Here is a 14,054-nt window from a genome sequence, read left to right as displayed (position 1 = left end):
TTTGATTTATAGTCTTATATGGTTTTATATGGTTTAACTGGATGTTAAATACATGAAAACTATGATATAATGACTTCGAGGTGATATTAGATGCAAGAATATAAGACTAGAAAAGGTATATCAATATATGCGCTTTTAGCCTTCGTAGTTTTAGGGAATGGAATACTATATTTCCTTACATTTTTTTTAAACTCTTATATAGAAGTTAGCTTAATAAAAATATTTATGGTTGTTTTTTCTGTTTACTGCTTAATTTATGTATTAAGAGTGGTTAGTTTAGTATATATAATAAGAGAAGATGGGTTTGAAATAAGTAGTCTTTGGGGATTTAATAAGATTTTAATTCCTTTTAACGAAGTTAACGGATATAATATACAAATAGGTAAAATTAACGGGTTAAGGCTTTCTGGATTTGGAAAGACACAATACTGCTTTGGGAGATCAGTTATAGAAAATGTTGGGATAACACATATGTTTGTTACATCTAATAAACAAGTAATATATATTCATACAGAAAATATGAGTTATGGTATTTCGCCAGAAAAAGTAGAAGAATTTGAGGATTTTCTTATAAGAAAAGGTTATGAAAAAGGTGATTTTAAGATAAAGATAAATAGAAATAGGGATTTATTTAAGAAAAGAAGCTTTTTTATTCCTTTTATAATAGTAACCTTAATAATATTATTGATAACATTAAATCCACTTATATTGTACTTAATGAATAAGTTACCATCAAAAATGCCGTTGTTTTTTGATGCAACCTTTAAACCTATAATATTTGGAACTGGAAAGCAATTTGCCTTTAAGCAGATGACTTATGGAGTATTAAATATGATTATATTGATTTGTATGCATTATGCAGCATACTTTTGTGCAAAATATGATAAGCGTTCAGCATACAAGTATATTTATATTTCACTAATAACAGCAATTACGTTTTTATTAATTCAATTAAGAATATTAAACTTATATTTATAGAAATGGTGATAAAATGGACTTAAGCATAAGATTAAAAATGATAGTTAATCAAGTAGATGAATGTAATAGTATAGTGGATGTAGGAACTGATCATGGATATGTACCTATATACCTAGTTAAGAATCATATATGTAAAAAGGGTGTGGCCTCTGACATAAATAATGGACCTATAGAAAAGGCTCAAATAAACGTAACCTTTGAGGGGTTAAAGGATAAAATAAGTTGTAGATTAGGTCCGGGACTTAAAACGGTAGAAAAAGGAGAAGTAGAAGGGGTTATAATAGCTGGAATGGGTGGAAACCTAACCAGAGATATTCTTCTTGAAGATTGGGAAAAAGTAAGAGAGTATAAATTTTTAATACTTCAACCAGCACAAAATCCAGAAGTTCTAAGAGAATTTCTTTATAATAGTGAATTTGAAATTCTTGATGAGGATTTATGTTTTGAAGATAATAAATTCTATGAGTTATTTAAGGTTAAATATAGTATGAATTCATATAAAATTAAAATTGATAGCGAATTAGATTATGAAGTAAGTCAAATATTAAGAAAAAAACATCATCCACTTTTAAGTAAATTTATTGAAAATAAAATTGAAAAGTATGAAAATATAGCAGAATATATAAAAGAAAATACAGAGTCTGCTAGATTAAGAAAATCACAAGTTGTAGATAAAATTAAAAGGCTCAAGGAGATGATGTAATGAAGGTACGAGATATAGCATCGCTAATGGAAAGTATAGCTCCCTTGGAGCTTAAGGAAAGTTTTGATAATGTTGGATTAATGGTTGGAGATATGGAGTCTACTGTTTCAAAAGTTTTGATTGCTTTAGACTGCACTCTTCAAGTTATTGAGGAGGCAAAGAAGGAAAAGGTAGAACTTATAATTACTCATCATCCACTACTCTTTAGAAAGCCTTCATCTATAACTACTGATACTTTATTAGGTAAGAAAATTATAGAATTAATTAAAAGTGATATAAATCTTTATAGTGCGCATACAAATCTTGATTCTATAAAAGAAGGAATGAATGATACAATTGTAAGACTTTTAGGCTTTAGTTCAGATAAGATAATTGAACTTTCAAAACAAAGAGGATATGAAAACTCAGGGTTAGGTAGAATAATATCTGTTAAAGATGGCATAGAACTTCAAAGTTTAATAAAAAGAATTAAGCAAAAGCTTGGAGTTAATTCACTAAGATATGCAGGCAAAGAGAATCAAGTAGTAAGAACAATTGCAGTAATTAATGGCAGTGGACAGGACTTCTTTGAAGTTGCTAAAAGAATGGGAGCAGATTGTATAATTACAGGAGATACAACCTACCATTTTGTTAGCGATTTTAAAGAGTTAGGTATATCTATAATTGATATTGGACATTTTAGTTCTGAATGGCCTGCACTAGTGGCTATTTCAGAAAATATTAAAGAGCAGATCAATAAATTTGATTCTCATGTTGATATTATTATTTCGAAAGCCTCCGAAGATCCATATAGTTTTGCTTAAATTTTTTATTAAATCTAAAAAACTTCAACTCAGTAAGTTATTAATTTAAAAAGACTTACTGAGTTGAAGTTTTATTTGTCTCTATTTCACTTTATCAAATAATAGCAAATAGTCCCGGCACTCAATATAAACGTGTATATCATGAGGTATATGTTAATTTATCAAGTTATATATCTATATAAAAATACTATAAACTTGTTAGATAAGATTGTTAAAATGTGGAAGTTGACTTTTTTGGTAAAAAATAGTAAAATATAGGAAACTTATATATAGTTTTGGTAAAAATAAATTTATAAGTGTAACTAGAGTTATTTATATATATTTATTTATAAAGTATAGCAAATTAATAGATTTTTTTAAAAAAGCTAAGAAGATATTGGGATGACAACCAAAATATCATACATTCATAAATTTACTTAAGATGTATGGAATGGTTATCAAAATCCCTAACTGGATACGAGGATTAAAGAAGGAGGAATATGCATGAATGTATGCCAAGTGATTCAGCATTTAATTGACTGTGAAGTTTTTTTAGGATTTATTGAACAAGAAGATGAAATATACGTAAGAAATCAAATTATGCAACTTCTTAATATAAGTGATTTTGTGTTAGGAGATTCAGTACAAAGCGATGATAAGGTACCTAATTTGCTGGAACAGTTGGTAGATTATTCATGTGAAAATGGAATCATTAAAAATGTTTCTGGTGATAGAAAGATTCTAGAAATAAAAATCATGGATTGTCTTATGTCCAAGCCATCTGTAATTAATAAGGATTTTTATGAAAAGTTTAACTATAATTCTAAAAGTAATATAGAAGCTTTTTAATGCACTCCATCCCTCTAATTTGCCTCCTTATATTCTAGGGAAAAGTCATCTATTCTTCACATTGACTAAATAGATTTTGGGGGTAAAATAGAAGAAGAAGGAAGGTGGATGTATGGCTACTATTAAGGATATTGCAAATAAGGCAGGAGTATCTATTGCTACTGTTTCAAGAGTATTAAATTATGATTTAACGCTATCTGTAAGTGATGAAACAAAAAAGAAAATATTTGAGATTGCAGAAGAACTTTCCTATGAGAAACGTTCAATGCGTAAAATAGCAACTACTAAAATTGCTCTAATTCACTGGTATACAGAGAAAGAAGAACTGGGAGACCTATATTATATGTCAATTCGTTTAGGCATAGAAAAATGCTGTAAGCAACATAATCTAGGTATAGTAAAGTTTTTTGAAAATAATATCGAAGAACTTACTAAAGAAAATATTCAAGGAATTATTGCAATAGGTAAATTTAGTGAAAAAGAAATAAGCTGTTTTAAAGGAATAACAAAAAATATTATATTCGTGGATTCTTCACCTGATGAAGATATGTTTGATTCTGTAGTAGTAAATTTTGAAAAGATAACTAAAAGGGTTATTGATTATTTTTTAAAAAAAGGTCATCAGAAGATTGGGTATATTGGAGGAAAGGAAACTTTCAAGGATAAAACTTCTGATATTAAAGATATTAGAGAGGTAACCTTTAAATCCTACTTAAATGAAAAAGGATTATTAAAGGATAATTATATATACATAGGTAGCTTTACAGTAAATGATGGTTATGCATTGATGAAAAAGGCAATAGAAGAACATGGTCAACAACTACCAACAGCTTTCTTTGTAGGAAATGATTCAATGGCAATTGGATGCTTAAGAGCCCTTGGAGAAGCTCAAATTTCTGTACCTGAGAGGGTAAATATAATAGGTGTAGATGATATAAGTGTTTCTCAATATGTTTTTCCTTCCCTAAGTACAATAAAAGTATATACAGAACTAATGGGAGAAACAGCGGTAGATTTATTAGTAGAGAGATTTGGTGGTAGAAATGTGTCTAAAAAAGTGATAGTATCTACAGAGTTAAAAATTAGACAAAGTAGCTTTTAGTAAATAAGTTACTTCTATTTGGTGCGCCTAGATGTGTTAAGATAAGCTATACCATATTTGATGGTGAAAGTTCAGCTTATGTAATTATGAAATAGTAACTACACTTCTTTTGTAGTTTTAGGTCATATTTAGAAATTACATTATAAAACTATGTTAGATTCACCAAGAAAGCTTAAACTTTTCTTAATGATATCATAAAAGTATTCTATTAATGGAAAACTGTCAATAAAATAAATATTATAACTACGTTTGAGGAGTTGATATAATGAACGCACATGAAATTGATTATAAAATATACGGTGATGATATGCAATTCGTTGAGATTGAACTTGATTCTAATGAGACTGTTGTAGCAGAAGCAGGAGCTATGATGATGATGGATCAAAACATCAGAATGGAAACAATTTTTGGTGATGGTTCTAATGCAGGTGGAGGTCTTATGGGTAAGCTCTTTTCAGCAGGGAAGAGAGTACTTACTGGAGAAAGTTTATTTATGACGGCATTTACTAATGGAGGTTATGGAAAAGCTCAAGTTTCTTTTGCATCTCCATATCCAGGAAAGATTATTCCTATGGATTTATCAGCACTTGGAGGAAAACTTATATGTCAAAAGGATGCTTTTTTATGTGCTGCTAAAGGGGTAACAGTTGGTATAGATTTTAGAAAAAAACTAAGTGTTGGTTTTTTTGGTGGAGAAGGATTTATTCTTGAAAAGCTTGAGGGAGATGGAATGGCTTTTGTTCACGCTGGAGGAACGATAGTTAGAAAGGATTTGATGCCTGGTCAAACTCTAAAGATAGATACAGGATGTTTAGTAGCAATGACAAAGGATGTACATTATGATATAGAATTTGTTGGTGGAATTAAGAATACTTTATTTGGAGGAGAAGGATTATTTCTTGCAACTTTAACTGGGCCAGGCTTAGTATGGATTCAAAGCCTTCCATTCTCAAGACTTGCTTCAAAGGTTTTTGCTGCATCTGGTGTTGGTGGAGGAGCTAGAAAGGAAGAAGGTAGTATACTAGGAACAATAGGTAATTTTTTAGATGGTGATGGTTTTTAAAAATTATAGGGGTTGAGAATTGTGGCAAAGAAGAAACGAATCAAACCCTACAAAGGCTTAAATAATGATTTTCAGGATTTAAGTAATGATTTCAAAAAAATTGGAAGCGATTTTACAGAGATATATAAAAAACTTGGATATAAAATTCATACAAGCAAAGGAAAAGATAGAGATTGGATTAAAATAGTAGCTTTAGGAACCATAATAGTACTTCTTCTTTTTAGCAGGATTGGGATACCCATACTGTTGGTGATTCTTATACTTATACTAATTTTTAAAACATTTCGTTAATTTTTAAAAAAAGAATCGACAGGTACGAAGCACCTGTCGATTCTTTCTTTTCTTAGCTAAATCTAGTAGCTTTAATATATATGACTATTATTGTAATAGTTCTTCTCTAATGGTTTCAGTATTTACATTTTCTATATCATCCACTACTTTTATTAGGGCTTGAATCTGGGAATCCTTTTCTATTAAGTATAATCCAGTATTATAAAATTTAAAATTAAGTGTACCAATAGTTTTATTTACTTTAAAAGAGGTTATTTTGTTATTAGTAGTTGAATCATATATGTTGTATTCGGCATCAGTACTATTTTCATTGTTTAAGTTAAAGGTAATTTTACTTTGTAATCCCTTATTTAATACTATAACTAAAGGGTCAAAATTAGAATTTGTATCTTTAACAGTTAAAGTTTGTCCTGTTGATGATTTATCAGCTATTTTAATAAGTCTATCTGTTGGTACTTGTGATAATGGAATTCCATATACTTGAGGTTCCTGCGACATAGTACCTTGGTCCCCACCAACACCACAACAACCAGCACCACTGCTAGGAGGAAGTGAGTTTTGAGCAGAGGATATGTCCGAATCCTTAACATTATCTAAATTGTCAACTACCTTGATAACTCCACTTAACATACCCATCCAACAACTATAGTTTATGTCCTTGCTATCATTAGGGGTAAATTCTATAATATTCTCTCCCTTTTGAAGTTTCTTTCTTTTATTTAAACTAGGGAAAATTACCTCATTATTACAGGAAGTTATTACTTTTCCATCAAATATAACTTGAGTTGGTGTTCCCTTTTGTATAAAAACAACATTAGGAGTATAGCCGTTTGCATCAGCAGTAATTCTTACGATCTGCTTTCCATCTATAATTTTAGCTTTATTCTCATCTGTTATTTGAACATTTGCAGATGCTTTATTTCCACTTATTAGGGACATAGGAGAAAAGTTTACACCTCTTAAAGTAAGACCACGGTTTGCCATCATCAGACCAAGAAATATAACTAAAAAACCACTTAATCTAACTAACTTTTTTGTACTATTTTGACTTAATAAGTTGGTAGCTAAACCAAAAAGAAGCATTAAAGGAACAGTTCCTAATGCGAAAAGCAACATTGATAACGCACCTTTATAAGCGCTGCCTGTTGCTAGAGCATAAAGCTGCATAGTTTGAAGTGGTCCGCAAGGCATAAAACCGTTAAGTAAACCGACTATAAAAGGTTTTGTACTTTTATTATTGCTTGAACAGTTTGACCATGGTAATTTAATGCTAAAGCCTCTGAAAGCTTTAAAACCTGCTAGATTAAATCCCATAATTATCATAAATATACCTGCAACAATTGCAATTGTTGCTTGGGCATTTAGAGATATGTTAAACACTGAGCCAACTGCACCAACGATACCACCTAGTATAGAATACGAAATAACTCTACCTGAGTTATAAAGAACTGCAGGCTTAAGGTTACTCCATTTGTTGCCTGTATCAATTGATATGCTTTGAGACATCATTATACCGCCACACATTCCTACGCAGTGTAGTGATGTAAATATACCTATAACAAACAACATAATATAACTTGTATTGGTGCCAAGCTTAGAACTCATATCAAAGCTTCCAGAGTTTGCGCCAAGTCTCATTATTACTATTGCAATAATGAGGATACCTATAATTGATATTATGTCTGAAGAAGAACTTGATGAGCTACCTTTTTTATAATCAATATCAGTCATTATTCTATAACCAACATCTTCAATAGCAGCACAAACTTTACTATAGGTACATTTAGAATTATCAAAGGTTACTGTTACGTAAGATTTTTTATAATTTGCCTTTACATCTATAACTCCATCTAACTTTTTTATAGAATTTACAATTCTATTTTCACAGGACGTACATACCATTCCATCAACATTAATTTTTGAAGTTTTAATGGTCAAATATATCACCTCATTTAAGTTTCGTTGTTATGAATTATATAGTAATGTTATGAATTTTTTATGTAGATGTTAAGTAGTTCTGTAAATTTAAATTCATATTTTCTACATAAAATAGAAGTAATATAAAGGTATAATTTTATAAGTATTAATATTAAAAAAAAGCCTTAGATTAAAGGTGATATACATCAAGAACTTTGTACTAATAATTTAACTGTGTTTATTAGGAGGATAATATGGAAAATAATAAGAAAATTTTAGTTGTGGATGACGAAATTAAAATAGCGGAAGTAATAAAAGCTTATCTTGAAAGAGAAGGATATGTTGTTTGTACTGCTTATAATGGATGTGATGCAATAAGATTATTTAAAGAAAGTCATCCATCGCTTATCATATTAGATTTGATGCTTCCGGATATTTCAGGTGAAGAGATTTGTAGGTTAATAAGAGTTAATTCAAATGTTCCTATTATCATGCTTACTGCTAAGGTTCAAGAGGAAGATATCTTAAATGGTTTTGGATTAGGGTCAGATGATTATGTAACTAAACCATTTAGTCCTAAGCAGCTTGTTGCAAGAGTAAATGCAGTGATTAAAAGAGCAGAAGGTAGTAGCTTAGTTGTTAATCAAGATATTATTTCAGTTAATGATGGTGATTTAATAATTGATATTGTAAAACATGAAGTAAGAAAAAAGGGAGAGGTTATATATCTAACTCCAACAGAATTTAAATTACTACTTGTTTTCGTTAAAAATCAAAACAGAGCATTTACGAGAGCGGAATTAATTGATAAGAGTATGAATGAATATTTAGATGTATACGATAGAGTTATAGATTCACACATAAAAAATTTAAGACAAAAGATTGAGGATAATTCTAAAGAGCCTAGATATATCTTAACAGTTCATGGAATTGGATATAAGTTTGGTGGTGAATAATTTTTGAAGAAGTTAAGGCAAAAGCTTATTTATTCTTATATATTTGTTACTGCTTTAAGTATTATTATAATTAGTATACTTGCTAATTTGTACTTAGAAAAAGGATTTAATGAATATGTATCTGATAAAATAAACGAACGAAAAAACTTTGTTATTACTTCCATAGAAAGTCAATATAAAAATAATCAGTGGGATGTAAATGCTATTACTAACATAGGAATTAATGCTCTACAGGATGGATTGATAATAAAAGTTACTGATACTAATGGAAATGTAGTTTGGGATGCCAGAGAGTACAATCATGGAATGTGTGAAGCAATGATACGGAAAATAAGTAATAATATGATGAGTAAGTTTCCAAATTTTAATGGTCAATATGTAATTAATGAGTATGATTTATCTTCTGATGGAGTAAAAAATGGGATTTTAGAAGTTGGCTATTACGGTCCATTTTATTACAATGATGCAGATTTTGTTTTTGTAAACACTCTAAACAAGATTTTTGTTGCAGCTGGAGTAATAGGGTTACTTTCATCAATTATTTTGGGAATCATTATCTCTGGTAGTATAAGTAATCCAATATTAAGAGTGGTTAAAGCAACTAATTTAATATCTACAGGACATTATAAGGATAGGATTATCGAAAAATCCAAAGTTGAAGAAATAACTAGTTTAGTTACATCAGTAAATAATCTAGCAGAATCTTTAGAAAAGCAGGAGTTACTTCGTACAAGATTGACAAGAGATATTGCTCATGAATTAAGAACACCACTAACAACACTACAAAGTCATTTAGAAGCAATTTTAGATGGTATATGGGAGCCAACTTCAGATAGATTAACGAGTTTTCATGAAGAAATTTTAAGACTTAAGCGATTAGTTGGTGATCTAGAAAGATTATCAAGATACGATCAGGAAACAATGAAACTAGATAAGGAAAAAATAAATGTAAAGGAATTAGTGAATCAAATAATAATAAATTTTGAAAAACAGTTTATTGATAAAAAAGTTCAATTAATAAGTGATATAAAGGAATGCATTATAAATGTTGATAAGGATAAGATAAATCAAGCTATCATTAATATACTTTCCAATGCACTAAAATATACTCCAGAAGGTGGAGAAGTAATTGTAAAGTGTTATTATGAAGATGGTAAAGGAGTAATAAGCATAGAGGATAGTGGTATTGGTATATCAAAAGAACATCTTTCACATATATTTGAAAGGTTTTATAGAGTAGATGAGTCAAGGACAAGAAATACGGGAGGTGCAGGTATAGGCCTTGCAATCACAAAAGCAATTGTAAGTGCACATGGTGGAGGGATAACAGTAGAGAGTAATATAAATGAGGGAACAATATTTAGAATATACTTGCCAAGCTAAAATTGTTTATTTGATATATGAAGAACTTACTATTAGTTTAGCTATTAAATAAATCTAAATATTATTTTCTACATAAAAAATTCATATTTCTCTACTATAATATTTTACAAATATCACCTGCAGGTATAGTCCTTTCGTTTAGAGTAATAATATAGAGATAAACAACTTCGTAACTGAACTTATAGTTTACTATATATAAGTTCATATTGAATTAAAAATTTTAGGAAAAGTATCTGATGCCAACGATATTTTCCAGAAGTGATTAAGAATTGAAGTTGTTTATTTTTAATAAGAAAGACGAATTAATTAGGTAAGTTATAGTTAAAATAGACTTCTAAAAATTCTCTTGACATTATAATAATTTGAAATTATTATAAAAGTATAGCACCCCCCTAGGGGGTGGGGAGGTATTTTATGAATGATGAAAAAAAGAAAGCTCTTCAATCATTAAAGACCTGTAAGGGTCAGGTTGATGGGATAATTAAGATGATTGAAGATGGGAGATATTGTATAGATATATCAAATCAAATAATTGCTGCTCAAGCTTTATTAAAAAAGGCAAATAAGCTTATACTAAAGCAGCATATGACTCATTGTATTAAACATGCACTGGAAAAAGAAGAAGACAAAGAAGAAAAGATTAACGAACTTATTATGATTTTAGGTAAATTAATTGATAAATAAGGAGGAAGATATGATTAAAAAAGTTTTAAAGATTGAAGGAATGACCTGTGCAGCTTGTGCTAAGGCTGTTGAAAGAGCTGCTAAAAAGGTAGAAGGTGTTACTGAGGCAAATGTAAATTTTGCTACAGAGAAATTAAATGTGACTTTTGATGAAGGAAAGTCTGATTTAGAAAAAATAAAAGCTTCTATAATAAAAGCTGGATATAAAACAATGAATGAAGCTACAAATGCTACGTTAAAGGTTGAAGGGATGACTTGTGCAGCTTGTGCTAAAGCTGTTGAAAGAGCAGTAAGGAAATTAGATGGCGTTGTTGAGGCTAATGTTAATCTTGCAACAGAGAAGCTTTCTATCGCCTTTGAGCCTTCTACAGTAACAATATCAGATATCAAAAAAGCAGTGGTAAAAGCAGGATATAAAGCTAGTGAAGCAGAAGCTGCAGTTGATAAAGATAAAGAAAGAAAAGAAAAAGAGATAAAGAACTTATGGAGAAGATTTATAGTTTCAGTGATATGTACAGTACCATTATTAGTGATAACTATGGGTCATATGTTAGGGTATATGCTGCCAGAATTCATTGACCCAATGAAAAACCCTGCTAATTATGGGGTAATTCAAGTTGTTTTAGTATTACCTGTAATGTTAGCTGGAACTCGTTTTTTTCAAGTAGGATTTAAATCTTTAGTTATGAGAAATCCAAACATGGATTCACTGATATCAATAGGAGTTTGGGCAGCATTTATATACGGAATTTTTGCTATTTATCAGATTTTTATTGGAAATGTAGACTATGCTTATGATTTATATTTTGAATCAGCAGCTACAATTTTAACATTAATAACCTTAGGAAAATATCTAGAATCAGTAACTAAAGGTAAGACTTCAGAAGCTATTAAAAAGCTTATGGGACTTGCTCCAAAAACAGCAACTATCATTCGAGATGGCAAAGAAGTAGTTATACCAATAGATGAAGTTGAAGTTGGAGATGTTATATTTGTTAAACCAGGCGAAAAACTTCCTGTTGATGGTGAAGTACTCGAAGGAATGACTTCTATAGATGAGTCAATGCTTACTGGTGAAAGCATACCAGTGGAAAAGACTGTGGGATCTAAAGTAATAGGTGCAAGTATTAATAAGAATGGTTCAATAAAATATATAGCTAAAAAGGTAGGAAAAGATACTGCCTTAGCTCAAATTATTAAGTTGGTAGAAGATGCTCAAGGATCAAAAGCACCAATTGCAAAGATGGCTGATGTGATTTCAGGTTATTTTGTTCCAATTGTTATAGGGTTAGCATTAATTTCTTCAGTAACTTGGTATGCTCTTGGAGAGACACCAGTATTTGCATTAACCATATTTATTGCTGTTTTAGTTATAGCATGTCCTTGTGCTTTAGGATTAGCTACTCCAACAGCAATTATGGTTGGAACAGGTAAAGGTGCAGAAAATGGAGTATTAATCAAGAGTGGTGAAGCTTTAGAGACTGCTCATAAAATTAAAACCATTGTTTTTGATAAAACCGGTACTATAACTGAAGGAAAACCAAAAGTAACGGATGTAATATCAAAGAGTATTTCAGAGGATGAATTGTTACAGATTGCTGCTAGTGGAGAAAAGGGTTCTGAACATCCTTTAGGTGAAGCAATAGTAAAATGTGCTGAAGAAAGAGGAATTGAACTAAGATCTACAAAGGATTTTAAAGCTATATCTGGAAAAGGTATTGAAGTTAATATTGATGATAAAAGTGTTTTATTAGGTAATAAAAGATTAATGACAGATAGGGGTATAGGGCTTGAGTTACTAGAAGGAGAATCAAACAGATTAGCTTCAGAAGGTAAGACACCTATGTATATTGCAATCAACAATAAGCTAGAGGGAATAATAGCAGTGGCAGATACTGTTAAAGAAAGCAGTAAGAAAGCAATAGAAAAGTTGCATTCAATGGGTATAGAAGTTGCAATGCTGACTGGTGATAACAAAAGAACTGCAGATGCTATTGCAAAGCAGGTAGGAATAGATGTAGCTATATCTGAGGTTTTACCAAATGATAAAGCTAAAGAAATAAAAAGACTTCAAAGTCAGGGAAAGGTTGTTGCTATGGTTGGTGATGGAATAAATGATGCACCAGCATTAGCACAAGCAGATGTAGGAATTGCGATTGGTTCAGGTACAGATGTGGCCATAGAATCAGCAGATATAGTTTTAATGAGAAGTGATTTAATGGACGTTCCTACAGCAGTGCAATTAAGCAAAAAAACCATTAGAAATATAAAACAAAATTTATTTTGGGCTTTTGGGTATAATACACTTGGAATACCAGTAGCTATGGGGATTTTATATGCCTTTGGTGGTCCATTATTAAATCCAATAATAGCTGCACTTGCAATGAGCTTTAGCTCAGTTTCTGTGTTGTTAAATGCTCTTAGACTAAAGACGTTTAAGCCTTTAGTTTAAATAATTTATTATAATACTTAAAATTTAGGAGGTATTTTTTATGAAAAGAAAAGTATTTATTGAAGGAATGAGTTGCGGACACTGTGTAAACCACGTTACTAATGCGTTAAGCGAATTAGATGGTATTTCAAGTGTAGAAGTTAACTTAGAGGGAAAGTACGCTATAGTTGAAGGATCTGCTAGTGAACAAGAAATCAAAGCTATCATTGAAGACACTGGTTATGATGTTACAAAATTTGAAAATCTATAATATATAAATTTTATAAGCCATAAGCTTTCTATGTTTCCATAAATTTTATTTGCAAATAATAAATTTGTGTGATAATATAAATCTTGCGAGTAAGTCAGGCAATCGCTGCTGATGAATAATCAGGAGAGGAAAGTCCGAGCTCCATAGGGCAGGGTGCTGGATAACGTCCAGTCGAGGCGACTCGAAGGAAAGTGCAACAGAGAGATACCGCCTTAAGGGTTTCCCTTAAGGTAAGGGTGGAAAGGTGAGGTAAGAGCTTACCAGCGTGATGGCGACTTCACGGCTATGTAAACCCCACTTGGAGCAAGACCGAATAGGGAGGCATTAGGGCTGCCCGTCCCGCCTCCGGGTGTGTCGCTGGAGCCTATTGGCAACGATAGGCCTAGATAGATGATTGCTTAATACAGAACTCGGCTTATAGACTTGGTCGCATAACTAGAGAATAGAGCTCACGGTTTTACCGTGAGCTTTTTTGCTATTGATTTTTACTGATAGCCGCTGTGTATCAAGTTTTACTTTAATGTAACAGTAGAACATCCAGCCTGCTCAGCTTTATTTCGTATTAATTTTTAATATGTTTTAATAGTGGTTTATTAATATAAATGATAACTTATGGTTACATAATTACAGGCTGTTGATATTCA

Annotated in this window: 13 protein-coding genes and 1 other RNA gene; 13 read left to right on the top strand and 1 reads right to left on the bottom strand. The window is 30.7% G+C overall.

Annotation, left to right across the window (positions count from 1 at the left end; all coding sequences use genetic code 11):
- Positions 1 to 90 precede the first annotated feature (90 nt).
- From CPJCM30710_RS03555 to CPJCM30710_RS03525, 7 genes are all read left to right on the top strand, one after another.
- On the top strand, positions 91 to 978 hold the full coding sequence (locus CPJCM30710_RS03555) for a PH domain-containing protein (protein ID WP_212902795.1): 888 nt from the start codon (positions 91 to 93) through the stop codon (positions 976 to 978).
- A 13-nt stretch (positions 979 to 991) separates the two neighbouring features.
- A complete protein-coding gene (locus tag CPJCM30710_RS03550) occupies positions 992 to 1,681 on the top strand; it encodes a tRNA (adenine(22)-N(1))-methyltransferase (protein ID WP_212902794.1) in 690 nt (229 codons plus the stop codon).
- On the top strand, positions 1,681 to 2,484 hold the full coding sequence (locus CPJCM30710_RS03545) for a Nif3-like dinuclear metal center hexameric protein (protein WP_212902793.1): 804 nt from the start codon (positions 1,681 to 1,683) through the stop codon (positions 2,482 to 2,484). Before CPJCM30710_RS03550 ends, CPJCM30710_RS03545 begins: the two co-directional genes overlap by 1 nt.
- A gap of 483 nt (positions 2,485 to 2,967) precedes the next feature.
- Entirely contained in the window at positions 2,968 to 3,312 is a 345-nt protein-coding gene (locus CPJCM30710_RS03540) for a hypothetical protein (protein WP_212902792.1), read from the top strand.
- A gap of 112 nt (positions 3,313 to 3,424) precedes the next feature.
- The gene (locus CPJCM30710_RS03535; protein ID WP_212902791.1) at positions 3,425 to 4,414 is read left to right on the top strand and encodes a LacI family DNA-binding transcriptional regulator; all 990 of its coding nucleotides are present in this window, start codon (positions 3,425 to 3,427) and stop codon (positions 4,412 to 4,414) included.
- Positions 4,415 to 4,679: 265 nt separating this feature from the next.
- A complete protein-coding gene (locus CPJCM30710_RS03530; RefSeq protein ID WP_212902790.1) occupies positions 4,680 to 5,477 on the top strand; it encodes a TIGR00266 family protein in 798 nt (265 codons plus the stop codon).
- 21 nt (positions 5,478 to 5,498) lie between these two features.
- The gene (locus tag CPJCM30710_RS03525) at positions 5,499 to 5,768 is read left to right on the top strand and encodes a hypothetical protein (RefSeq protein ID WP_212902789.1); all 270 of its coding nucleotides are present in this window, start codon (positions 5,499 to 5,501) and stop codon (positions 5,766 to 5,768) included.
- 87 nt (positions 5,769 to 5,855) lie between these two features.
- Here the strand turns inward: CPJCM30710_RS03525 and CPJCM30710_RS03520 are convergent, their stop codons facing one another.
- Entirely contained in the window at positions 5,856 to 7,706 is a 1,851-nt protein-coding gene (locus tag CPJCM30710_RS03520; protein ID WP_212902788.1) for an urease accessory protein UreH domain-containing protein, read from the bottom strand.
- 233 nt (positions 7,707 to 7,939) lie between these two features.
- Here CPJCM30710_RS03520 and CPJCM30710_RS03515 point away from each other — a divergent pair, with 233 nt between their 5' ends.
- From CPJCM30710_RS03515 to rnpB, 6 genes are all read left to right on the top strand, one after another.
- Positions 7,940 to 8,641, top strand: a complete 702-nt coding sequence (locus tag CPJCM30710_RS03515) for a response regulator transcription factor (protein ID WP_212902787.1) — start codon at positions 7,940 to 7,942, stop codon at positions 8,639 to 8,641.
- A 3-nt stretch (positions 8,642 to 8,644) separates the two neighbouring features.
- Positions 8,645 to 10,024, top strand: a complete 1,380-nt coding sequence (locus CPJCM30710_RS03510) for a sensor histidine kinase (RefSeq protein ID WP_212902786.1) — start codon at positions 8,645 to 8,647, stop codon at positions 10,022 to 10,024.
- A 414-nt stretch (positions 10,025 to 10,438) separates the two neighbouring features.
- Entirely contained in the window at positions 10,439 to 10,708 is a 270-nt protein-coding gene (locus CPJCM30710_RS03505) for a metal-sensing transcriptional repressor (RefSeq protein WP_212902785.1), read from the top strand.
- A gap of 10 nt (positions 10,709 to 10,718) precedes the next feature.
- Positions 10,719 to 13,160, top strand: coding sequence for a heavy metal translocating P-type ATPase (locus CPJCM30710_RS03500; protein WP_212902784.1), 2,442 nt, complete (start codon positions 10,719 to 10,721; stop codon positions 13,158 to 13,160).
- A gap of 40 nt (positions 13,161 to 13,200) precedes the next feature.
- Entirely contained in the window at positions 13,201 to 13,410 is a 210-nt protein-coding gene (locus tag CPJCM30710_RS03495) for a heavy-metal-associated domain-containing protein (protein WP_212902783.1), read from the top strand.
- Positions 13,411 to 13,496: 86 nt separating this feature from the next.
- Positions 13,497 to 13,844: RNase P RNA component class A (gene rnpB, locus CPJCM30710_RS03490), an RNA gene on the top strand.
- The last annotated feature ends 210 nt before the right edge of the window (positions 13,845 to 14,054 follow it).

The sequence above is a fragment of the Clostridium polyendosporum genome, assembly GCF_018332455.1.
In the GTDB taxonomy this organism is placed as follows: Bacteria; Bacillota; Clostridia; order Clostridiales; family Clostridiaceae; genus Clostridium_AY; species Clostridium_AY polyendosporum.
Note: the sequence above shows the minus strand (reverse complement) of the source record. Positions and strands in the feature narration are given on the sequence as shown.

Excerpts from the sequence above, each read along its gene's own strand:
- CPJCM30710_RS03535 (WP_212902791.1), top strand. The coding sequence starts at position 3,425 with ATGGCTACTATTAAGGATATTGCAAATAAGGCAGGAGTATCTATTGCT.
- CPJCM30710_RS03545 (WP_212902793.1), top strand. The coding sequence starts at position 1,681 with ATGAAGGTACGAGATATAGCATCGCTAATGGAAAGTATAGCTCCCTTG.
- CPJCM30710_RS03495 (WP_212902783.1), top strand. The coding sequence starts at position 13,201 with ATGAAAAGAAAAGTATTTATTGAAGGAATGAGTTGCGGACACTGTGTA.
- CPJCM30710_RS03540 (WP_212902792.1), top strand. The coding sequence starts at position 2,968 with ATGAATGTATGCCAAGTGATTCAGCATTTAATTGACTGTGAAGTTTTT.
- CPJCM30710_RS03500 (WP_212902784.1), top strand. The coding sequence starts at position 10,719 with ATGATTAAAAAAGTTTTAAAGATTGAAGGAATGACCTGTGCAGCTTGT.
- CPJCM30710_RS03550 (WP_212902794.1), top strand. The coding sequence starts at position 992 with ATGGACTTAAGCATAAGATTAAAAATGATAGTTAATCAAGTAGATGAA.
- CPJCM30710_RS03555 (WP_212902795.1), top strand. The coding sequence starts at position 91 with ATGCAAGAATATAAGACTAGAAAAGGTATATCAATATATGCGCTTTTA.
- CPJCM30710_RS03515 (WP_212902787.1), top strand. The coding sequence starts at position 7,940 with ATGGAAAATAATAAGAAAATTTTAGTTGTGGATGACGAAATTAAAATA.
- CPJCM30710_RS03505 (WP_212902785.1), top strand. The coding sequence starts at position 10,439 with ATGAATGATGAAAAAAAGAAAGCTCTTCAATCATTAAAGACCTGTAAG.
- CPJCM30710_RS03530 (WP_212902790.1), top strand. The coding sequence starts at position 4,680 with ATGAACGCACATGAAATTGATTATAAAATATACGGTGATGATATGCAA.